The sequence below is a fragment of the Alistipes sp. CHKCI003 genome, assembly GCF_900021155.1.
GTDB classification, from domain to species: Bacteria; Bacteroidota; Bacteroidia; order Bacteroidales; family Rikenellaceae; genus Alistipes; species Alistipes excrementavium.
In genome coordinates this window covers 1-21397 of record NZ_FCNT01000101.1, presented here as the reverse complement: position 1 = coordinate 21397, position 21397 = coordinate 1, and the positions used below count along the sequence as shown (strand labels likewise).

The following is a 21397-nucleotide window of genomic DNA, read 5'->3' as shown; positions in this document are numbered from 1 at the left end:
CGTCTACTCCTCCCTGTAATCGTTGATGAGCCAGTCGTAGCCCTCCTTTTCGAGACGGAGCGCCAGCGTCCGGTCGCCCGAGTGGATGATGCGCCCTTTGTAGAGCACGTGCACGCGGTCGGGGACGATGTAGTCCAGCAAACGCTGGTAATGGGTGATGACCACCGTGGCATTCTGCGGCGTACGGAGCTTCGTAACGCCCGTGGCGACGATGCGCAGCGCGTCGATGTCGAGACCCGAATCGGTCTCGTCCAGAATCGCCAGCTTCGGATCGAGCATCGCCATCTGGAAAATCTCGTTCTTCTTCTTCTCGCCACCCGAGAAACCCTCGTTCACGGCACGCGCCGTGAGCTTCGAATCGAGTTCGACCACGGCGCTCTTCTCGCGCATGAGGCGCAGGAAGTCCGAGGCCGAAAGCGGCTCCTCGCCGCGGAACTTGCGCTGCTCGTTCACGGCCAGTTTCATGAAGTTGGCCATCGAGACGCCCGGAATCTCCACCGGATACTGGAAGCCGAGGAAAAGCCCGAGCCGCGCCCGGTCCTCGACGGACATCGCGAGCAGATCGCGGCCGAGGAAGGTGGCCGAACCGGCCGTAACGGCGAATCTTTCGTTGCCCGCGAGCACCGAGGCCAGCGTACTCTTGCCCGAACCGTTGGGGCCCATGATGGCGTGCACCTCGCCGGCCTTCACTTCGAGGTCGATCCCCTTGAGGATCTCCTTGCCGTCGACGGACGCATGTAAATTCTTAACGCTTAACATATCTTTTTTCCCAATTTCTTACATTTCCGAATTTCGCGGGCCGTCAGCACACCCTGCCTGCGGCACCCGCTCTTGGCGAACCTGCCGACTATCCGAAAGCCGCTCCAGCGCAACACCTCGCCCAGCGCACGGAACACGCCGCTCGACTGACCGCACCAAACGCTGAAAGGCCAGACCGTATTGCAGGCCGCGAGCAGCACCGCCCGCTTGCCCTTGTGCAGCGGAAGGGGCATGCCGTTGGGGCGCTCCCCCCATCATCGCGTAGACCACCCGATCGAAGAGCAACTTCAGCTGTCCGCTCATATTGCCCCAGTAGCAGGGCGACCCGACGATGAGCAGATCGGCTCCGCGAATGGCCTCCGCCACGCGATGCGCATCGTCCTGCGGCAGTGCGCAACGCCCCGTGGAGCGGCACTTCATGCACCCCGTACAGGGCCGCACATTCAACTCGCCGACCCCGAACCACTCGATGTCGCACCCCTCGGGCAACGCTTCGCACACATGGGCGAGCATCTGCGAAACGACTCCGCCGCGGCGGGGACTTCCATTCAGAACGACCGTTTTCATCCTCCGGTTCCCTACTCTCGTGTCAGTCATATATTTTCAGTATGTGCCGGAAATTCCGGCGGCTGCTCACCTCTTCCATCCGCCCGCTTCGGCAGACCTTCTCTCGTCTTCATACAACACGCACAATCGTTCCGCATCGCGCCCTATTCCGGGTCGCGGCTCCTCGGGACCGTGCAGGCCGTGCGACCTCGGACAGCGGAGAAGCGCCCTCTTTGCAGGAGACACCTCCGACTGCGGCTCACCGCCTTCCGCAACCCGAAGGCACTCGAAACACCCTCTTTTCTTTTGGGTCTTCCGGCACCGCCCCCCCCGACAACGAACAGAGCTTTCGGCCCGCTCGCCGCGCGGAGAAAAGCAGACCGGCGCCGCACCGGCAAACCGTTCGCAAGGCGAAAACCGCGCCTCCGTGTGCCGGGCGGGCCGAACGGGCGGCTGCCCGGATCCGAAATAAACCGCCCCCGTTTATCAACGCCCGTCCCCGTTCCGTCCGCACTCCGCGGAATCCTCCCTTCCCGCCGCAAGGGTAAACCTCCGCCCTGTTCGCTTCTCGGTTCATCTTCGCGCCGTCCGACCGCCGGCATCGCCTCCGCAATGTCGGCAGTCCGCCGCCGCACCTTAACCGACCGACCCTTCGAGACTCAGGGCCAGCAACTTCTGGGCCTCCACCGCGAACTCCATCGGCAGTTTGGCCAGCACCTCGCGGGCATAGCCGTTCACGATGAGCCCCACGGCGTCCTCGGTCGAGAGACCCCGCTGGTTGCAGTAGAAGAGCTGCTCCTCCGAAATCTTCGACGTCGTGGCTTCGTGTTCGACCACTCCCGTCGGATTGTAGCTGTCGATCTCGGGGAAGGTATGCGCACCGCACTTGTCGCCGATGAGCAGCGAGTCGCACTGCGAATAATTGCGGGCGTTCTCCGCACCCCGGGCGATGCGCACCAGTCCGCGGTAGGCGTTCTGGCTCCGCCCGGCCGAAATGCCTTTCGAGACGATCCGGCTGCGGGTGTTGCGGCCGATGTGGATCATCTTCGTACCCGTATCGGCCTGCTGAAAATGATTGGTCATGGCCACCGAGTAGAACTCGCCGACCGAGTTGTCGCCCGCGAGCACGCAGCTCGGGTATTTCCACGTAATCGCCGAGCCGGTCTCGACCTGCGTCCACGACAGGCGGGCGTTCTCGCGGCAGAGGCCGCGCTTGGTAACGAAATTGTAGATGCCGCCCCGCCCCTCCTTGTCGCCGGGGTACCAGTTCTGCACGGTCGAATACTTCACCTCGGCGTCGCGCTCGACGACGATCTCCACCACGGCGGCGTGCAGCTGGTTTTCGTCCCGGCGCGGGGCGGTGCACCCTTCGAGGTAGCTCACATAGGCCCCCTCGTCGGCCACGATCAGCGTGCGCTCGAACTGTCCCGTGCCGGCCGCATTGATGCGGAAATAGGTCGAAAGCTCCATCGGACAGCGCACCCCTTTGGGGATGTAGCAGAACGATCCGTCGGAGAAGACGGCGGCGTTGAGCGCCGCATAGAAATTATCGGTATAGGGCACGACGCTCCCGAGGTATCTCCGCACCAGCTCGGGATAGTCGCGCAGCGCCTCGGAGATCGAACAGAAGACGATGCCCATGCCGGCGAGCGTCTCCTTGAAAGTTGTCTTGACCGACACGGAATCCATCACGGCGTCCACCGCAACGCCCGCAAGGGCCATCTGCTCTTCCAGAGGAATGCCCAGTTTGTCGAACGTGCGCTTGAGCTCGGGATCGACCTCGTCCATCGACTTCAGCTTGGGCGACTGCTTGGGCGCGGCGTAGTATATGATGTCCTGAAAGTCGATTTCGGGAATGGTCAGATGGGCCCATGCGGGCGGTTCGAGCGTCAGCCAGTGGCGGTAGGCCCGGAGTCGCTGCTCGGTCATCCACCCGGGTTCGCCCTTCTTCTCGGAGATCAGCCGCACGACCTCTTCGTTCAGCCCCTTGGCGATCGTCTCGGTCTCGATGTCCGTCGTGAAGCCGTATTTGTACTCCTGCTCCCCGAGGTTTTCCAATAGATCTTTTTCGTTCTCTGCCATATGTGCGGAAATAACATGCAAAGATAGTAAATCAATTCCGATTTACCAACCCTGACAACAAGAATGGTTCCACGGCGCAAGCGGCATAAGTACGAAACGAGAACCCGCCCGCAGACACAAGGGGGCTGTCGAAACAAAAAAGCCCGCAGGTCGAAAATACCTGCGGGCTCAAGTCCCGAACGATCCGGAAAACGTCTCCCGAAACGAAGCGGAGAGGACGAGATTCGAACTCGTGGTACGGGTTACCCCGTACGTCGGTTTAGCAAACCGGTGGTTTCAGCCACTCACCCACCTCTCCGGGCCTGCTTATACCCCATATTCGGGAAGCGGGAACAAAAGTAAGGTAAAAATGCCAAAATACCAAATATTGCGGGCAAGAATTTTTTTAGATGTGTAGAATCGGAGTGAGCTCAAAAATAAATAAAAACCAAGAGGGTGTAGCAAACAGTTCTAACCAGTGCCAGAACTACCTTTCGGCGTTCCAGTTCCAACCAGCGACAGATGGGGCCCTTGCGGGCTCACCATCCATTTCTGACCGGTGCCATTTGCGCTCCCTCTTGGAGACCTATCTTATGCGATTTCTACGTTCGGGGTTTTTCATTAAATAATAAATCCTGTTAAGGCCGAACTTTCGCACGATTATCACTCGTTGAGGCATAATAGGGCCTAATAAGGTTCGCTGCAAGTGCGGCGGCTCGGTCTCTGAACGACAAAAACACAATCCGAGGTTTACCGAGGCGTAAAAACCGCTTGCCGAAGTTCGCGCACCATCCAACGATACTCTGCGACGAATCGTACTTATTTTGAGAAATCCGTCTTTAACCTGCGTCCCTTGCAACGTCTCGATCGGAAGAACCGTATATATTCTCGGCGTCTGATATTGTATTTGATACATATAAATAAAACGTCGGGCGATCGTTTCCAGATCATACGGAAATTTAATCCATTCTCCGTTGTATTTTTCGATCAGATCGGCGACAGCTACCGGTGCGGCATCATTCCATGTCCAGCAGGGATAATTGTTGAACTCTCCGGTGAAAACACTTTTTTGCGGATACCGTTCTTGCGAACCGAGTGTATAGGGCGGGTTCCCTACGATATGCCAACCTATTTGTTTTTTTGTAGGTTTTTGCGTGATTCTGTTGTACGCGCGGGAATTGCACCTTGCCAGCCCGATATATAAATCGGGCAAGATTCGATTGAAATATTCGGGACTGCACAGCGGACGGAAATAAATGTCGCCATTCATTATCGCTGCTGTCTCGTTCGGGAAATGCGTGCTTTTATCCTGTTGTCTGTAACTTATTTTCACGATCAGTCCGGGCAATATTCCGTTATCGGGCGATTCGACCGATGCCGTCGATGCCGGTACATAGAGCTTGTGCGTAGTCGGGTCTTTCTTTACCTCAACGGTATATTCCACGGTTTTACTTGCGGCCTTTATGCCTCCGAGTGCGGTTTCCGTTGCTGCGGGCAGCGAATATGGGGCCGGAATACTCGGTTTGTTATCGAGGTCGTTATAGTCGTTGCTGGTCGCTACGGCTCCGAGTTGCGGCAGTTCCGGAATTTCGGGATAGGCCGGTACATACAGTTTATGCGTTTGGGGGTCTATGCGTACTTCGACGCTATATCCGTCGTTTTTCCCCTCGGCTTTTATCCCGCCCAGCTCGGCGGCCGATGCCGGGAGAATCTCTTTCGAGCAATATTCCAGACTGTTCCACCTCGTTACGCCGTCGCCGAATTTCATACGCCGTGTATCGAGTTCCACGCCGAGTTCTCCTTCCCGCAATATGGGATTGACTTCTGCCCAGCGAGCCGCTGTCGCCCGCCTGTGTTGAAATCGAGTGTGTATGGTTATCTGTTCATTCATCATGCATTTCCTCCATCCATTACAAAAGTGTTTGCATCGTCCTGTAAGTAAGCGGCCACTCACTCGCTCGTTCGTGTAATAAAGATTCTTTTTGCCCTCGTTCACATTGTCGGTCGTAAGTGTTTGCCGAGGGATCAGTGCCTCGTCGAGCATTCCATCCTCCCCGATTACGGGTATTTGTCCGGCTTCGGTGCCCGTATTGCACGCGGCCGCCGTTCCTGCGTCTTTGATTTTAGATAAGGACAGCTCAGGGATGTCCTGTTCTTCGAGCGGTTTCAACGATGTTTCGATAGATACGTTTTTACTACCGTCGAAGGTCGTGTTTCCCGTGATGGCTCCTGTCAATGTAACAGTTCGGGCCGTTTTGAGCTTGTCGGCCGAGAGTGCCTTATCGACATATCCGGTCTTGGCGCCGGCTTCGCTCTCCTTTGCAAAATCCTTTGCCAGCATCGCCCCCTTTGCTGCGAGTGCCTCGGCCGTGATGAGCTGGAGCCACTCGCGGTTGTCGCTCTCCCGTTGGATCAATATGTAGATTTCGGGAGAGGACGCAGAAAGGTCGATCCAAAATGTCCCCTCTTCGTAGGTATGCCGGCTTCCATCCGAAGGCGCCGTACTCTGAATGATAACGGACTGTCCGCCGAATTTGGGGAGGTCGTTCCATTTCGTCGAACCGTCGCCGAATTTGAGGTAGAGTTTGTCCGTGCAATATCCGGCTTCGCCTTTCAGCAGCACGGGATTCGCCGAGACCCAATTCGCCTCGGTATCGTTGCGGACGATGATTTTGCTTTTTACCGTTATCGTGGCCATGTGGTTTAGAATTGTGCGTTTCCGCCGTCGATTATTTTGATGTCGTCGTAGTCGGGGCCGACCGTGCGATAGTTTTGTGCCGGCGCGTCCCAGCGATAAAACCGGTTCGTTGTTTCATCCAGATAAAGCGTGTCGTTATTCCCCTGTTTCGGGAAGGCGGCCAGCGATGCGTAACTGCGGAATGCGACGGCCGGTACTCCGGTATTTCGGTCTCCGATCCACCAATTTCCATCCTTGCCGATTTCCGGCGTCAATCCGTCCGTTCCGTCCGTTCCATCTTCGCCGTCTTTCCCGTCGATGCCTATGCGGTTTGCGAAGTCGAAATAAAGTCGGTGAGAAAGTGCCGAGCCGTCGGTTACGGACAAATCGCCTTGTTGCAATATGCAGAGTAGTTTCATAGTCTTGCTTTGACAAGCGGAACCGTGCGCCGTTCGGCTTTCATGACCGTATCGGTCTGCGTATCCCGCAATTCGACGGTAAGGACGATTTCGCCTTCCTCCATTTCCTCGGTCGCCGAGGCCGGAATATTTACGAAGTAGCGAGCGCTGTCGCGTCGCTCGATTTTCAGTTCGTATTCCGCTGCGGTTCCGGCAATCGCCTTCGGGCCGTGTTTGGACGTCGATAACAACAGCACGATGCGGTAACGGTCGAGGTCGTCGAGCCACGCGGAGGGAATCGTGTCGGGCAATTCCTCCGGTAATTCCACGTCGTCCCTCAACGCGGTAATCAGCAGAGCGAAGCTCGTTCCTGCAATGATCGTATGGGTACGGCAACTCTCCATAACTATAATCTTCGTCGCACGATGATTCCGATAATCGCTCCGGCCAGCAGTCCCCATGCGATTTTTCCCGACATATTCCAGAACCGCTGCCACCATGTGAGAGGCATCGGTACGGGTACCTCGATCCGCTCTTGTTCCTGCCGGACGATCGTACTCGTCGCCGTTGTATCCGTAATTTCGACGGGGACGATTGCGGACTTCTCTTGCGGCTTATTCCGTAAGTCGTGATATAATTTCCCGTCGGGACGTATGAAGGCATCGGAGGCGGCATATTGCGTTTCGAGGTGCGATGTGTCGGACGGCTCGGCTATTACGCTCGTTTGCTGATCGGGAATATGTACGATGACCGGAACATATTTTATTTGCGTCCGAATCCGGATTTTCTCGTCTATCCGCACGCTATCGGTCTGGCGGCTTTGCACCAATACCCTGCTGGGTGAACAACCTGCCATGCAGAGCGACAGAACAGAGGCTATGAGTAAGGCGCGTATCATGTTCCATCAGAGTTTTCCGTAATATTTGACGAACGCGAACCGCCGGCGCGAGGACAGGTAATCGGCCTCGGCTTCGTGCGCGTATGCCTCCATCTCAAAGGCGGAAGCGTGGTAGGCTGCGTCGTTCCATCGGTCGCGTGCATCGCCTCGGAGGATGTGATAGACGTAAGAAATCAGCCATTCGACCCCATACAATAGGTAGAAGGTCGTCGGCACGAACAACAGCCACCATGCGGACACATGGCCGCCCAGCAACGCGGCTCCTACATGGAGGAGAAACCACAATACGACGCCGGCGGCGAGACATTCCCAATATTGCCGCACATGAATCCCCTCATGCCGCTTCACTTTTTCAGACAATGCGGTGCACTCGGTCAGCACGACGCCGAAGAACATGCAGGTTTTGAACGAGCCGAACAACAGGCTCTTTGCGAGTTTGGAATCGTAGTAGATTTTCATAGCGGCAGGTTATTTGTTTCGGTGATATTCGATACAGCGAAGCAGCACCGAAACGTGCATATCGGCTACACGTTTGCGGCCCTCCTCCGAGAGAATCAGCCGGCAATCGGCCTCCGTGTCCATAAAGAAATTCTCGGTGATAATGGCCGGGCAGGTCGTATGTCGGAGCAGATAAAAATGCGCCTCTTTGTCCGGGTCGCCGTCCATCGTGTCCATACGCATCCTCTGTTCGGGAAATGCACGGGCGGCCTCTTCGTAAAAGATCGTTGCGTAGCTGTCCGCTTCCGTTTCTCCGACGGATGTCCATGCCTCCCATCCCGTGCCGCCTCCGGCGTTGGCATGAATCGAAACGAGCAGGCAATTTTCCGGGCCGGCCTGTGCGGCGATCTCGTTCACACGGCGGGTGCGTTCCGCCAGCGGAATATCGTCGATTTCGGGAACGACCGGCACGCAGTCGGCCCCGCGTGCGGTCAGCGCCTCATGCACTCGTCGGGCGATGGCCCTGTTAAATTCGTATTCGAAGAGTTGTTTCCCGTCGGGCCATACGGGAGAGCGTTTTCCGGCCGTGGCGCGGCCGTGCCCGTTGTCGATCAAGATTTTCATTTCGTATCGTTATTTTTAGGTTGTTGCCGGCTGGCGTTATTTTTCACCTCGTTGTATTGGAGCAATAGTTCGGTGCAGATCGCCGAGTGGTTCTGTCATACGCTGCTGGCCGTCGAAGCAAACAGCCTCGACCCCAAAGGGCAGGAGGACGACCATACGCTGACGATTCTCGACACGATAAAAGAACACTACGATAATCTGTTCTTGCGGACAGACCCCGTGCAGATCCGCGAGGGACGACCGAAGCGTTACGGGTTCCGCACGAACGCTGCCGGCAAGACCGATCTTGTAACTCAGATGACCAAACGCCTGCGCGAAATCCTCTATATCGAACGCGACAAGTGCGGGCGTTGGATGAAATCGAGTGGTACGAGTTGAAACCCGACGGCAGCTATGGAGCCGTCGAAGGGAAGCACGACGATATTTATATGAGCCGCGCGATCGCACTGAAAGTATCGCAACTCATGGAACTGCCGGTCGAACTGCGAACGAATACGTCCTGCTCGGATTTATCTGTCGTATCTACGGGAACGTCTGTGCGGTTTGTCCCTATGGCTAAATATTAAAAACGCGCAATTTGTCGTGTTGTGAATATTTTTTGTCGTATTTCAGAAATTCGGATCGTGTATAATATCGTAATTTTGCCACCGAAAACTAAGATATACATTTATGCCTCTGCACAATAAAGAAGATCACACGGGCTGCGTATATTATGCGACGGATGAAAGCGCGCTGTTTCGACAGTATCGTTTGTCTGACGGCACGGATATTTCGGGTATGAACGAAAGCCGTAGTGTGCTTCTTTATCTTGCGGAAGGCCGCCTGCGGATCGCATTGGGGAATTTCACGCCGCGCACCGTCGAATCCGGCATGCTGGTATTTCTCCCGAAGAATATCGGCTTCACCGGACAAACTATCGGCTCATGTCATTTCATCGCCAGCTTTTTCGCCGGGCAGTTGCCTCTTTGCAACAAATACGATTTGGCCGATCTGCAACACCATGTGCGTCAGCGTAGCAGTAAGCATTCTCCCCCCCCCGAAAATTTCCGCAATTAGCTGTTTGTAAGGAACTTATTTCTTTCTATTCGGAACTTTGCCACAATCTCGGCGAAGGGCTTAATTGTCTCCATTTCCACCGGCTCAAACAGGAGGAGCTATGTATTCTCCTGCGGGGTTATCATAGCCCGGAAGAACTTTATACACTATTGAAATCCGTTATCGGCAACAGCGATAATTTCAAGGATTTCGTACTTCAAAATTATCTGCATGTCAATGACGTGGGCGGTTTTGCGTCGTTGGCCAACATGAGCATACGCAATTTTCAGCGAAAATTCAAAGCGGAATTCAAGCGGCCGGTACGCGAGTGGCTCAACGAACGTCGTGCCGAACGTATCCTGCGCGATATTCGGAATACCGATAAAAGCGTTGCGGAAATCGCCGCAAGCTATGGGTTCGCCACTTCCTCCTATTTCACGATATTCTGCAAACAATATTTCGGCATGACGCCTTCGGAGTTGAGGCGGGGATCGAAACCGACTTCCACGAAAGGCAATCGGGCCGTATCTTCCGAATTTTCGAGGGGGGGGGAAATTCGGCTCTTTTCGTCGGAGGCAAAAGCAGCAAGCGGTTAAAAATACGAAATGAGCGGATTTCTGTCGGCATTTCGCTCGAAGACTGATTCCGGAAAATATAGAAAACCAATTTTACAAGGTATGCGAATAAATAGATTTATATTATTGTTTCTGTTGCTGCTCGGGTGCTGCCGTATCGGTTACGGGCAGGAACGGATGCAGATGCAGGTGCAGACCGATACCCTGAACGTTCAGGTCTATTTCCGTCAGGGGTATTCGATTCTGGAGCCCGATTTTCGGGACAACGCAAAGCGTCTGACCGCTTTCGCGGAGAGCCTCCGGGCCTTGCAGCGGGACGCCTCGTGCCGTATGAAAACCCTCCGGATCGTGGGTACGGCCTCGCCGGAAGGTGTCACCGAGTTGAACGAGCGCTTGTCGGAAAAGCGTGCGAAGAACCTCGTCGCTTGGCTTGAAGAGCATATTTCGCTCGAAGGAGCCACCCTCGACATTCAGGCTTTGGGTATCGACTGGGCCGGACTGGAGCGGCTTGTCGCAGCTTCGGACATGCCCTATCGGGACGAAGCGCTCGATATTCTGCGCAACACTCCCGTATGGGTCATTCGGGACGGTAAAGTCGTGGACAGCCGCAACAGGCAGTTGGGTATGCTTCGCGGCGGCCGTGCGTGGTGGTATATGGAGGAGCATTTCTTTCCCCAACTGCGCAGTACCGCCGTGCGCCTGATCTGCGAGATCGAGCGCCCCGCCCCCGCTCCGAAGCCGGAACCGGCGCCTCAGCCCGAACCTGCCCCTGAACCCGAACCGGTCGTAGAACCGGAACCCGCTCCCGCTCCCGCCGAGATTCCCGTCGAGCCGGAAACGCCGGCACGCAAGCCGTTCTACATGTCGCTGAAAACGAACATGCTCTACGATGCCGCCCTCGTGCCGAACCTCGGCGCGGAGTTCTACCTCGGCCGGGGATGGTCGATCGGCGGCAACTGGATGTACGCATGGTGGAAAAGCGACAAACGCCACGACTACTGGCGCACCTACGGCGGGGAGCTGGACGTCCGCAAGTATTTCGGCCGACGTGCGAAGCAGAAGCCCCTCACGGGCCACCACCTCGGCGTGTACGGCCAGATGCTGACCTACGACTTCGAGCTGGGCGGCACGGGCTACCAGAGCAAACTCAGCTACGGCGCGGGCATCGAGTACGGCTATTCGCTTCCCGTGGCCAAGCGGCTGAACATCGACTTCGGCATCGGCATCGGCTACCTCGGCGGCGAATACAAGGAATACGAGCCCATCGACGGCCACTACGTGTGGCAGGCGACCCGGCAGCGACACTGGTTCGGCCCCACGAAAGTGGAAATCTCGCTCGTCTGGCTGATCGGCCGAGGGAACACCAATAAAGGAAAAGGAGGTGCACGATGAAAAAGACGATGAAATACCTGCTGCACTGTGCAGCCGCGCTGGCGCTGGCGGCATGCCAACATAAAGAACTATGCTACGACCACTCCCATGTCGTTTCGTTGAACGTGGTCTTCGATTGGTCGGAGGCGCCCGACGCCACGCCCGCCTCCATGTCTCTGTACCTCTTTCCGAAGGGGGAGGGCGAGGCGCTGCGTTACGAGTTCACCGATCGTAGCGGCGGCACGATCCGCGTGCCCGTCGGCTCCTACGATGCTCTCTGCCTGAACTCCGACACGGAAGGTGTCGTCTATCGGAATACGGAGCGGCACGGGACATTCGAGGTTTCGACCCGAACGACGGACCTGCTCGCTTCGAGCGTCACCGGTCTGGGTGTCCGCTCGGACAATGCCCCCCGCGCTGAGGGCACGGAGGGCGAGCGCATCGCCCTGACGGCCGACAGGCTGTGGAGCGGCTCCGAAGAGGATATTACGCTCACGGAATCGGAGCCGGAACCGGAGCTCACGCTCCATCCCGTCGTATCGGTCCGCACATATCGGGTCGAGATCACCGACGCCGAGAATCTGAAATACGTTTCGGGGTTGAGCGCTACCTTGTCGAGTATGTCAGGCGGCATCCTGCCCTGTTCGGCGGCACTTTCTGCCGAGCAGGTCACGCATCCGTTCGAATTGCGGGTCAGCGCCGATAAGACCTCTGTTGAAGGGGAGTTCCTCGCTTTCGGCCATTGTCCCGATACGCAAAGCCGACATACGCTGATCGTCTATGCGGTCCTGTCCGACGGCAACAAATACGCCTACACGTTCGACGCGGACGAAGTCACCTCGCAACTGCACGAAGATCCCGATGCGTATGAGGTCACTTTGAGGCTGAGCGGCCTTCCGCTGCCTGAGCCTATCGTCAACGGCGGCGGTTTCCAACCCTCGGTGGACGAGTGGAAGGATGTAAATATCGGTATCGAAATGTGATGGCCCCGCTCACCCCGGCATTGGGGGGGGGAAATCCATGATAATCAATTATTTATTAACTCTTTTTTTTTAATTCAAGTTATCAGTTATGAGAAAAGTATTATTCGTTTTCGCTGCCGGGGCAGCTTTGGCGATGGTTTCGTGCTCGAAGGACGAAACGTCTTCACTCAACACGGGCGACGGGATCGCGTTCCGTTCCGCAATGGGTACCCGCGCTCAGGAGACTACGATCAACAACCTCGAATCGTTCAAGGTGACCGCTCTCACCGATACCGGAACTCCCTATTTCACCGATGCGGTTTTCACGAAACAGTCGGTAAGCGGTACGACGGGTTCTTTCACTTCCGATCCGGTTTATTATTGGCCCGCTACGGGTTCTCTTTCGTTCTACGCTTATGCTCCTTCGACGCTTTCGGGCGTGACGATCGACAACACGACGAAATCCGTTACCGTTACTCCCTCCACTACGATCGCCGATCAGATCGACTTCATCACGGCCAATGCGAACGGTAATAAATCCGACAACGAAGGGGCCGGTGTTCCGCTGGAATTTAAGCATCGACTTTCGCAGATCGAGGTAAAGGCCAAGAATACGAACAACGCTTATATCTATTTGGTGAAAGGCGTCAAGATCGGTTCGGTCGCTTCGAGCGGCACGTTCGATTTCAGCAACAGTTCTTGGCAGCAAGGTAATGAAAAGACGGACTATAAGGTCGAGTATAATACCGCGATTACTTTGGACGACAACGCTCAGACCATCATGACGAAAATCAGTGAAGTAGCCGACAACGCCATGCTGATCCCGCAGACACTTTCAAAATGGGATCCTTCGACCGATCCGACCAATACTAACGGGAACTCTTTCCTCTCAGTATTGGTGAATATCAAGACCAAGGACGGTGCGCAGGTTTACCCTGAAACTGCGGATGCTTACGGTTGGGCTGCTGTCGGCATCAACACGACATGGGCGGAGAATACGAAATACATCTATACGCTCGACTTCTCGAAGGGTGCCGGCAACGTAGATCCGGACGAAGAGCATGGCGGTGACGAGATTTTCGGTGAGCCCATTATCTTCGACGTGACCGTAAAAGGCTGGGAGCCTGCCGATCCGCAACCGGATGATGTCGAAATGTAATTTCATGCAGGTCGGTCGCACGGCCTTTTTACAGGCCGGAAGGGGTTGAATGTCCCTTTCCGGTCACTAAGGCGGGTCGGGACAGGCCCGCACGGATGGCACGGCCATCGCTCGAAATCTTAAAACGTACACAATATGCGAAAGAGAAGAATGTTTTTGTTCCCGCAGCGTTTTTGGCCTTTGCCCCTCTTGTCTGCGGTCTTGTCGATGTCCGGGTGTTCGGAGGACCCGATAGCCGACACGGTGCCTTCGGGGCGGACGATCCGCTTCGAGGTTTCCGAGCAGGACGGGTGGCATCGCGTGCCGCAGAGCCGCGCTGTCGCAGATGCCGCGCAGGACTCCGCTCCGCAGTCGTCGGGCGTTCTGACTTTACAGGGCGATACTCCCGCCGACACGCTGTTCCTGCACGCCTCCGTTTGCGAGGGCATCGACGGCACACGTTTCGTGCGGCCGGAATCCGAAACCCGTGCCGCACCCGTCACCGACGAGAAGTTCTACGAGTCGTTCGGCGTTCTGGCCTCGATTTTCGACGGTTCTTGGAACGAAAGCTCTTGCACGCCGGAGTTCATGTATAATGTCGAGGTCTCGGAATCGTCCACTTGGACCACTTCGTACCATTGGCCGAATGACGGGCGCAAGCTCCGCTTCTTCGCCTACGCGCCCTACAACGGAGCGGGCATTGCGCTCTCGGATAAGGCTGCTGTCGGTACTCCCGAAATCACGTACTCCGTTCCCTCTGCCGTTTCCGACCAGAAGGATTTGTGCGTCGCCGTCACCGACGACCTGAACGGGGACGACAACAGCGCTGCTCCGCTGGTTTTCGGTCATGCGCTCACCGCTGTCAAATTAACCACGGGCGATGAGGTGCTGGCCGGAAAAATTACGAAGATCACGCTCAAAGGCGTGTACGGCAAGGCCGTTCTTTCGATGGGGAGCACGAATTGGACGGAGCACGATGCCGCCAAGGATTTTTCTCAGAAAATCGGTGTCGAGGTGAACGGTTCGGCCGGGCAGGAAATTACCTCCAACGTCGCTACGTTCATGATGCTGCCCCAGACCTTGCCCGAGAGGGCGCAAATCGAGATCGTCTATACGGACGACCTGACCTCGACCCAGCGAACGCTGACCGCTTCCATTGCAGGCAACCAATGGCCGATGGGCAGAACCGTCATCTATAAGATTTCCACTACGAGTATCGACATCACTCCCGTTCTCAACGTCACGCCTCCCTCTTTCACCTACGAGGGCGGGGACGATACTTATACCGTTGCCAGCTACGTCACCGTTTCCCGTACAGGCGACGCTACGAAGACCGTCCCTGTCGGTTGGGAGGCCGAGTTCTCGATTGACGACGGGCAGACATGGACAAAGGACAAGCCCGATTGGCTCAAAACTTTCACGATTAAAGACAGCAACGGTAGCACATCGAATAAATCTTACCCGGCTTCGGCTTGGGGGCAGGACGGCGTTACGGACAATTCGCATACCGAAACGTTGAAAAACGCTCCCGATATCAATACCAGCAGCGGACATACCCCGTACAACCTCTCCAACGCCACCGGGGCAGCCGAGGTCGAGCGGACGGCGAACTGTTACGTCATCAACGCGCCCGGCATCTATTCTCTGCCGCTCGTCTATGGCAACGCAATCGACAAGGAGAAAAATCCGACATCGCCCTACTACAATAAGAATGCTTATACCTCAAAGGCCAGCGGCTCGAACGTATTGAAAACTTTTCTCAATCATAAGGGGAAAGACATTAATCCGTATATCTATGACAATGAGGATTGCCAGCCTGCTTACGCCAAGTTGGTATGGCAGGACGCGAAGGGGTTGGTCTCCGGCGTCGAGCTGTCGGACAATAATCGAAGTCTGAAGTTCACGGTCAATCAGGAGACCATCGCGCAGGGCAATGCCGTCGTCGCCGTGTACGACAATTCCGATCAGGTCTTGTGGAGCTGGCATATCTGGGTCACGGATTATAAGTTGGGCGATGATTTGAAAACCGTCTCTTATTCCGGTACTCATACGATGTTACCTTATAATCTCGGTTGGTGCGACGGTCAGACTACGACCTACGCCGCCCGCAGCGTCAAGGTGCGCTTCACGCAGGATGAAACCGGAGAGCAGCAGATCATCACGGTCCGTCAGGAGGCATACACCGTCTCCGTCTTGGGAAATAACCCGTTTTATCAGTGGGGGCGCAAAGACCCCATGCTCCCTTCGACCGGAACAGGCAATACGAATAAGACATGGTATGATGCTGCGGGGATTTCTTCGACGACTTTGTCCACTGCTTCTTGGGATACGGATAACACGGCTATTACCGACGGTATTCTGAATCCCGGAACGTTTTGTTCCAATTATTATATGGATCGAACATATTATAATCTGTGGGCTGCCGATAATACTTCGACGTCATCGGATTTGGCGACTTCTACCAAAACCGTTTACGACCCTTGTCCGGTAGGTTACAAGGTCCCGCTCAACAATGCATTCAGGGCTTTCACTACCACCGGCAGCAATACTTCGACCGCTTCGCAGATTAACGGTACATGGAACGCCGCCGAGAAAGGTTGGGATTTCAACTGTACAGAAAATACGGTATTCTTTCCTGCTTCGGGCTATCGCAACTACTCGTCAGGGTCGCTGTACTACGTCGGCAGCTACGGCTATTATTGGTCGGCCGTGCCGTACTCGGCGGACTACGGCCGTAACTTGAGCTTCAGCTCGGCGAGCGTCCACCCGTTGAACTACCTCAACCGAGCCAACGGCTTCCCCGTGCGTCCCGTCCAAGAATAGGCGCGAAGCGCCCGTTCGATTGATTCGATTTATTGGATTTATTCCCTGCGGCTTGCAGCCGCAGGGTGTTTACCGGCGGAGCCGGTCGAAAAAATTTTTCGATTTTCCGGGCTAAGTTCCCGGTGCCGTAAAGCGATAACACAAGGCACGAAAAGGTACTATTTGAGCCATGACGAGCAAAGATTTCATACGAGCCGAAGCGGAGAATACCGACCGCATCATCCTCTACCGCGAGGGGCTTTTCTGGAAAGCCTACGAACGGTCGGCCTTTGCCGTCTGTACGCAGATACGGCCTTTCAAACCGACCAAACGTTCGCTCAAAACGCTCGACGGCGGAGAGTTGATCTCCATCGGCTTTCCGTCGAGTACGGAAGAGCGGGTGCTCGACGGACTGACCCGTCTCGAAACGGAGCCCGACCGTCTGGTGCTGGCTTCGTGCCGGCCTGTCGTCGTCGCGGAATTTGAAACATGGAAAGCATCCGTGCCGCTTGCGCTTCCGCGCTCGAAAAGTAAGGCGGGAGATGATTCCGCCGTTTCTTCCCCGTGCATGTGTGCGACTGCTCCGGAAAGTGCCGGAGCGGCCGTCACATGTGACGGTGTTCCTGCCATGCAGGAACAAAAAACTCTTATCGGACTTCCGGCTGCGGCAGCGCAGGCGCAACCCGATTTCACGCTCTCGACGGCATGTGTCGTGGCCGAGCGTGTGCGCGGGTTCGATCTTGCCTCCTCGACGCCTATGGAGTGCATGTTCTTTATCTCCGACTTGAAAAAAATGCTCATCACCGCAGACGGGAGTGGCTCAATACGACAACCTTCCGGTATATAAGGCCGCCTACGACCTTTTGCAGAGCGTTTTCAGGGATATGGGGAACGTTCCGCGCGACGTGAAATTCACGCTGGTAGAAACGCTTAAAAACGAATTGACAGAGATTCTCGTACTGATCTACAAGGCAAATTCCACGACCGAAAAGCTGCCGCTCATCATCGACATGCGCGAGCGGCTCGTAGGGGTGAAAATACGGCTGCGCCTTCTGCATGACCTACACCATATCAGCACCAAGCTGTATGCGCATCTGGTCGAACAAGTCGAGGCTGTATCGAAACAGCTCGCATCTTGGCAGAAATACGTCAAGGGGCATAGTAATCCCGATTCAGGGGGGGGGTGAAAACTCCTGATACGAAAGGCGCGGTTCGTATGAAAGGTTCTTTCCCAAAGGGTGTCGGGCGCGATTCGGTTCGCAGCCGAATATCGAAAACACCCCTTTCAAGGCAGATTCAGGGCCAGAGTTCCGTAAAGTCAAGGCTTTCGGAAGCGTGTCTTGTAAATTCAGTAACCCACCGGCGGCGGAAAAAATCTCGCAGCGGACCTTGCGACGGTCGCGTTGCGTTGTCGTCGGTAATGAAAAACCAATCTGCGGCGGAGTTTGCCCCTTCGAGGGAATCCTCCGCCCCATTTAGCAAGCGGTTACTTTCTTTCCTGCTTCGGGCTATCGCAACAACTCGTCAGGGTCGCTGAACAACGTCGGCAGCAACGGCTATTATTGGTCGGCCGTGCCGAACTCGACGAACAACGGCCGTAACTTGAACTTCAACTCGACGAACGTCAACCCGTTGAACAACAACAACCGAGCCAACGGCTTCCCCGTGCGTCCCGTCCAAGAATTTACCGCTGCTTGAAAGAACCTTGTAGTTATGGGAATCGGTTCCGATTTACTGACCGATCTTTTCCGGGCCTATTACGATGCGAGAAAACACAAACGCAATACCGAGAGCCAGCTCGCTTTCGAGATGGATTTGGAACATAATCTCATCGTGTTGTACGAGCAGATCAGGGACCGGGCGTATCGGCCGTCGCCGGGCATCTGCTTCATTACGGATCGTCCCGTCAAACGAGAGATTTTCGCTTCGCCTTTCCGCGATAGGATCGTGCATCATTTGCTGTTCAATTATCTGGCCCCGCTGTTCGAGCGTCAGATGATTTACGACAGCTATTCCTGTCGTAAAGGAAAGGGAACGTTGAAAGGCATAGAACGTTTCGAGCACCACATGCGCAGTTGTACGCACAACTATACGCGGTCAGCCTATGTGCTGAAACTCGATTTGAAGGGGTATTTTATGAGCATCGACAAAGGTTTGCTTTATGCGATCATCGGACGGACGATCGAGCGGAAAAAGAGTGTTGTAAATTTCGACCGCGATTTGGCGGATTTCCTGATTCGTGCGATTCTGTTCCGTAATCCGGTCGAAAACTGCCGCATCGTCGGCTCGCCCTCGGAGTGGAACGGATTGCCTCCGTCCAAAAGCCTGCTGAAATCGCCTCCGGGCGTAGGACTGCCGATCGGCGATCTTACGTCGCAGCTTTTCAGCAATATTTATCTCGACAGGCTGGACGAGTATGTGAAGCGTACATTGAAATGCCGCCATTACGGACGTTACGTGGACGATTTCTATATCGTCCATCCGAGCCGCAATTACCTGCGCGGTCTGATTCCCTGTCTGCGCGACTACCTGTCGTCGAAATTGCACCTGACCTTGCATCCCGATAAGATCGTATTGCAACACTATACGAAAGGGGCGTCGTTCCTCGGAGCATTGGTACAACCGTACCGTCGTTATCCTACGGCAAGGACGGTGGGGTTGTTCCATACGGCCATGAAAAATTTGGAGCGGGAATGTCTCGAAGGCGTTCCGACGTCCGAACGCCTTGCACAGATGCTATCCGTAATCAATTCTTATTGCGGTCATCTGGGGCATTTCAAGGCGTACAGGATTCTGGAAGCTCAGTTCGCGTCGTCGCCGTTGAGAAAGTATTTCCGTTTCACGCGGGATTATCGGAAGGCGAAGATAAAAGAACGCTATAAAGCCGCGACGGATGCTTCTGCGGCGATGCGCAGAGACGGTCTCGGTGGGAACATTGGCTATTGTCAGGAAACGTTGTTTTCGGAATACGCCCCGATTCCGAAGCAATGAAACAGGAAACTCGGTGCAGACCGGCTTTGCGGAGGCGCATCGATGCAAGTCGGCTCTCTCCGGGTTTTCCTTATTAAAGTCCGGCGATATCTGCCGGACTTTCTCTTGTGCAGTACGACGAGATCAAATAAGTGAGTCTTAAAATAATATAATACTATCACTATTTGAATACTAATAGATAGATACGTTATTCTTCTCGATAGAAATTTTTTGTAAATTAAAATTTTCTTACATTTGTAACATAAAGATATGGATATTCAAACAGACTATACTTCAAAATTCATTTTTAGAATGATCCACTATTCCAATTTGGAATTCATTCTAAAACATGGATTATACACTAAGAATAGTCGTATGAAAGATCCTGAATATGTCAATATCGGGGACATTCAGTTAATCGAACAGCGACAAAATTTTCATGTTCGGATTAACCCTCCGGGCGGGGATTTAGGAGATTACATTCCGTTTTATTTCGGAGGTCATTCTCCGATGTTATTAAATATTAAAACGGGGTATCGGGGTATTAAAAAAAACCACAAGACGAATTGGTCTATATCGTTTGTCGTATTAAGGATATTGTTGCGCAATGTCCTGTATGGTGCTTTACCGATGGACATGCAAAGAATAAACTTACTGAATTTTATAATGACATCAAGGATTTGATTCATGTGGATTGGGAAATCGTCAGCACGCAATTTTGGGGGAATGATGAGGCCAATATGGATCGGATGCGGAGAAAACAGGCAGAATTTTTGGTGAAAGACTGTGTACCGGTTTCGTGTGTTGCCGGAATTATTGTTAAGACGGCAGACCGTGAGGCATATGTAAAAACGATTTTATCTCGTTTGGCCATTGAGATACCGATATACGTTGATAGTAAAAATAACTATTTTTATCCATGATACATTATGTGACAGGTAATTTGTTGGCAGCTTCCGACGAAGCTCTGGTCAATACCGTTAATACCGTTGGTGTTATGGGTAAAGGAATCGCCTTGCAATTTAAGGATAGGTATCCTTATAATTTTCAAGTATATCAACAAGCGTGTAAAGAAGGAAGCATTTCCCCAGGCAAATTGTTGGTAACACGAGACAGTAATCTTTCGACCGATTCTAAATGGATAATTAATTTCCCGACTAAAAAGGACTGGAAGCATCGCTCCAAATATGAATATATTGAAGAAGGATTGAAAGATTTGGTGCAGATTATTGACCAATATCGGATAAGAAGTATTGCTATTCCTCCTCTCGGATGCGGTAACGGTGGATTGGATTGGAGCAAAGTGAAAGAGTTGATGGAAAAGTATCTTGGGGAATTGAATGTGGATATTCATATCTACCAGCCGAACGAAGCCGTCAGCGAATTGTTGAAGCAGGAAACGAATCGTCGGGAGGCAAAATTAACTCCGGCGAGAGCCATGTTGCTGTACTCTCTGTTTTACTATGAATCGTTAGGTGAAAACAGCAGTTTGTTCGTTGCAAATAAATTAGCGTACTTTATGCAATTGCTGGGTGAACCTTCATTTGGCAAACTGAAATTCGTTGCAGGACATTATGGCCCCTATTGTACTCAGGTCGGATATATTTTGCACGACATTAACGGGAAATATATCAAAGGTCTCGAACAGATGAAGATCGGAGCTTTCGATTCTTTGGAGTTGCAATATAGCACGATAAAAGAAGTCAGCGAATATGTGAAAACAAGACTGAAGTCGGAACAGATTGATCGTTTGAAATTATTGATAAAACTGATCTCTGGATTTCAATCAGCTCTGTCTCTGGAAATTCTCGCATCTGTTGCATACGTTCGGAAAGAAAATACTTGTATTGACTTAGCTCAAACCATTACACAGATTCAAAATTGGTCCCCTCGTAAAAAACATTTGTTCAAAGAAAAGTATATTCAAATAGCTTATTCTTATTTAGAAGATTTTTCCAAAGGAAGAGATAGTCTATTTAGGATTGTAAAGTAAAATAGCAAATCGACGACGTTTAAGTAAAGGGGCTGTCTAACAAGTTTAGATGGCCCCTTAAAATTTTTTTTAGTGCCCAAATCCATAAAATGGATAGTTTTAATAACAAATAAGGTGCAAATATTTTGCAGAATAAGAGACGATTTTCTA

General features: G+C 53.7%; 21 protein-coding genes, 1 tRNA gene and 1 pseudogene. 13 read left to right on the top strand and 10 right to left on the bottom strand.

Features of this window, described 5'->3' with window-relative positions; translation table 11 throughout:
* Positions 1–3 precede the first annotated feature (3 nt).
* From sufC to BN3659_RS12370, 10 genes are all read right to left on the bottom strand, one after another.
* On the bottom strand, positions 4–759 hold the full coding sequence (sufC, locus tag BN3659_RS12415; RefSeq protein WP_091537307.1) for a Fe-S cluster assembly ATPase SufC: 756 nt from the start codon (positions 757–759) through the stop codon (positions 4–6).
* 18 nt (positions 760–777) lie between these two features.
* Positions 778–1356 carry a flavodoxin family protein gene (locus tag BN3659_RS12410; protein WP_366142839.1) on the bottom strand — a complete coding sequence of 193 codons (579 nt, stop codon included), beginning with the start codon at positions 1354–1356 and terminating at the stop codon, positions 778–780.
* A 585-nt stretch (positions 1357–1941) separates the two neighbouring features.
* Positions 1942–3387, bottom strand: coding sequence for a Fe-S cluster assembly protein SufB (gene sufB, locus BN3659_RS12405; RefSeq protein WP_091537305.1), 1446 nt, complete (start codon positions 3385–3387; stop codon positions 1942–1944).
* Between the two features lie 209 nt (positions 3388–3596).
* Positions 3597–3685, bottom strand: a tRNA-Ser gene (locus BN3659_RS12400).
* A gap of 267 nt (positions 3686–3952) precedes the next feature.
* Positions 3953–6064, bottom strand: a complete 2112-nt coding sequence (locus BN3659_RS12395) for a hyaluronate lyase N-terminal domain-containing protein (protein WP_091537304.1) — start codon at positions 6062–6064, stop codon at positions 3953–3955.
* Positions 6065–6069: 5 nt separating this feature from the next.
* On the bottom strand, positions 6070–6462 hold the full coding sequence (locus tag BN3659_RS12390; RefSeq protein WP_141682590.1) for a hypothetical protein: 393 nt from the start codon (positions 6460–6462) through the stop codon (positions 6070–6072).
* A complete protein-coding gene (locus BN3659_RS12385; RefSeq protein WP_091537301.1) occupies positions 6459–6845 on the bottom strand; it encodes a hypothetical protein in 387 nt (128 codons plus the stop codon). The genes BN3659_RS12390 and BN3659_RS12385 overlap by 4 nt, the downstream gene beginning before the upstream one ends.
* 2 nt (positions 6846–6847) lie before the next feature.
* A complete protein-coding gene (locus tag BN3659_RS12380) occupies positions 6848–7339 on the bottom strand; it encodes a hypothetical protein (RefSeq protein WP_091537299.1) in 492 nt (163 codons plus the stop codon).
* A gap of 6 nt (positions 7340–7345) precedes the next feature.
* Complete coding sequence (locus BN3659_RS13380) at positions 7346–7798, bottom strand: hypothetical protein (protein ID WP_216092811.1); 453 nt, start codon at positions 7796–7798, stop codon at positions 7346–7348.
* Between the two features lie 9 nt (positions 7799–7807).
* Positions 7808–8401 carry an N-acetylmuramoyl-L-alanine amidase gene (locus BN3659_RS12370; protein ID WP_091537297.1) on the bottom strand — a complete coding sequence of 198 codons (594 nt, stop codon included), beginning with the start codon at positions 8399–8401 and terminating at the stop codon, positions 7808–7810.
* Positions 8402–8452: 51 nt separating this feature from the next.
* Between BN3659_RS12370 and BN3659_RS12365 the strand changes: the two genes are divergently transcribed.
* From BN3659_RS12365 to darG, 13 genes and pseudogenes are all read left to right on the top strand, one after another.
* Positions 8453–8779, top strand: a complete 327-nt coding sequence (locus BN3659_RS12365; protein WP_141682589.1) for a hypothetical protein — start codon at positions 8453–8455, stop codon at positions 8777–8779.
* Positions 8752–8967, top strand: coding sequence for a hypothetical protein (locus tag BN3659_RS12980; RefSeq protein ID WP_141682588.1), 216 nt, complete (start codon positions 8752–8754; stop codon positions 8965–8967). The genes BN3659_RS12365 and BN3659_RS12980 overlap by 28 nt, the downstream gene beginning before the upstream one ends.
* 103 nt (positions 8968–9070) lie before the next feature.
* On the top strand, positions 9071–9457 hold the full coding sequence (locus BN3659_RS12975) for a hypothetical protein (RefSeq protein WP_141682587.1): 387 nt from the start codon (positions 9071–9073) through the stop codon (positions 9455–9457).
* A gap of 248 nt (positions 9458–9705) precedes the next feature.
* Positions 9706–10032 carry a helix-turn-helix transcriptional regulator gene (locus BN3659_RS13695; protein WP_410488825.1) on the top strand — a complete coding sequence of 109 codons (327 nt, stop codon included), beginning with the start codon at positions 9706–9708 and terminating at the stop codon, positions 10030–10032.
* 81 nt (positions 10033–10113) lie between these two features.
* Entirely contained in the window at positions 10114–11403 is a 1290-nt protein-coding gene (locus tag BN3659_RS12350; RefSeq protein WP_091537291.1) for a DUF3575 domain-containing protein, read from the top strand.
* Entirely contained in the window at positions 11400–12365 is a 966-nt protein-coding gene (locus BN3659_RS12345; protein ID WP_091537289.1) for a DUF5119 domain-containing protein, read from the top strand. Before BN3659_RS12350 ends, BN3659_RS12345 begins: the two co-directional genes overlap by 4 nt.
* Positions 12366–12453: 88 nt before the next feature.
* On the top strand, positions 12454–13503 hold the full coding sequence (locus BN3659_RS12340; RefSeq protein WP_091537288.1) for a fimbrillin family protein: 1050 nt from the start codon (positions 12454–12456) through the stop codon (positions 13501–13503).
* Between the two features lie 135 nt (positions 13504–13638).
* Positions 13639–16305 carry a hypothetical protein gene (locus BN3659_RS12335; RefSeq protein WP_091537286.1) on the top strand — a complete coding sequence of 889 codons (2667 nt, stop codon included), beginning with the start codon at positions 13639–13641 and terminating at the stop codon, positions 16303–16305.
* Positions 16306–16474: 169 nt separating this feature from the next.
* Positions 16475–17131, top strand: a complete 657-nt coding sequence (locus tag BN3659_RS12330) for a hypothetical protein (protein WP_091537285.1) — start codon at positions 16475–16477, stop codon at positions 17129–17131.
* A complete protein-coding gene (locus tag BN3659_RS12325) occupies positions 17100–17471 on the top strand; it encodes a four helix bundle protein (protein ID WP_091537283.1) in 372 nt (123 codons plus the stop codon). Before BN3659_RS12330 ends, BN3659_RS12325 begins: the two co-directional genes overlap by 32 nt.
* A gap of 526 nt (positions 17472–17997) precedes the next feature.
* Positions 17998–19275 carry a reverse transcriptase/maturase family protein gene (locus BN3659_RS12320; protein ID WP_224757811.1) on the top strand — a complete coding sequence of 426 codons (1278 nt, stop codon included), beginning with the start codon at positions 17998–18000 and terminating at the stop codon, positions 19273–19275.
* Between the two features lie 249 nt (positions 19276–19524).
* A pseudogene (darT, locus tag BN3659_RS13690) lies at positions 19525–20177 on the top strand (type II toxin-antitoxin system toxin DNA ADP-ribosyl transferase DarT).
* Positions 20174–21247: a type II toxin-antitoxin system antitoxin DNA ADP-ribosyl glycohydrolase DarG gene (darG, locus tag BN3659_RS12310; RefSeq protein ID WP_216092808.1), complete on the top strand. Its 1074-nt coding sequence runs from the start codon at positions 20174–20176 to the stop codon at positions 21245–21247. The pseudogene darT and the gene darG overlap by 4 nt, the downstream one beginning before the upstream one ends.
* The last annotated feature ends 150 nt before the right edge of the window (positions 21248–21397 follow it).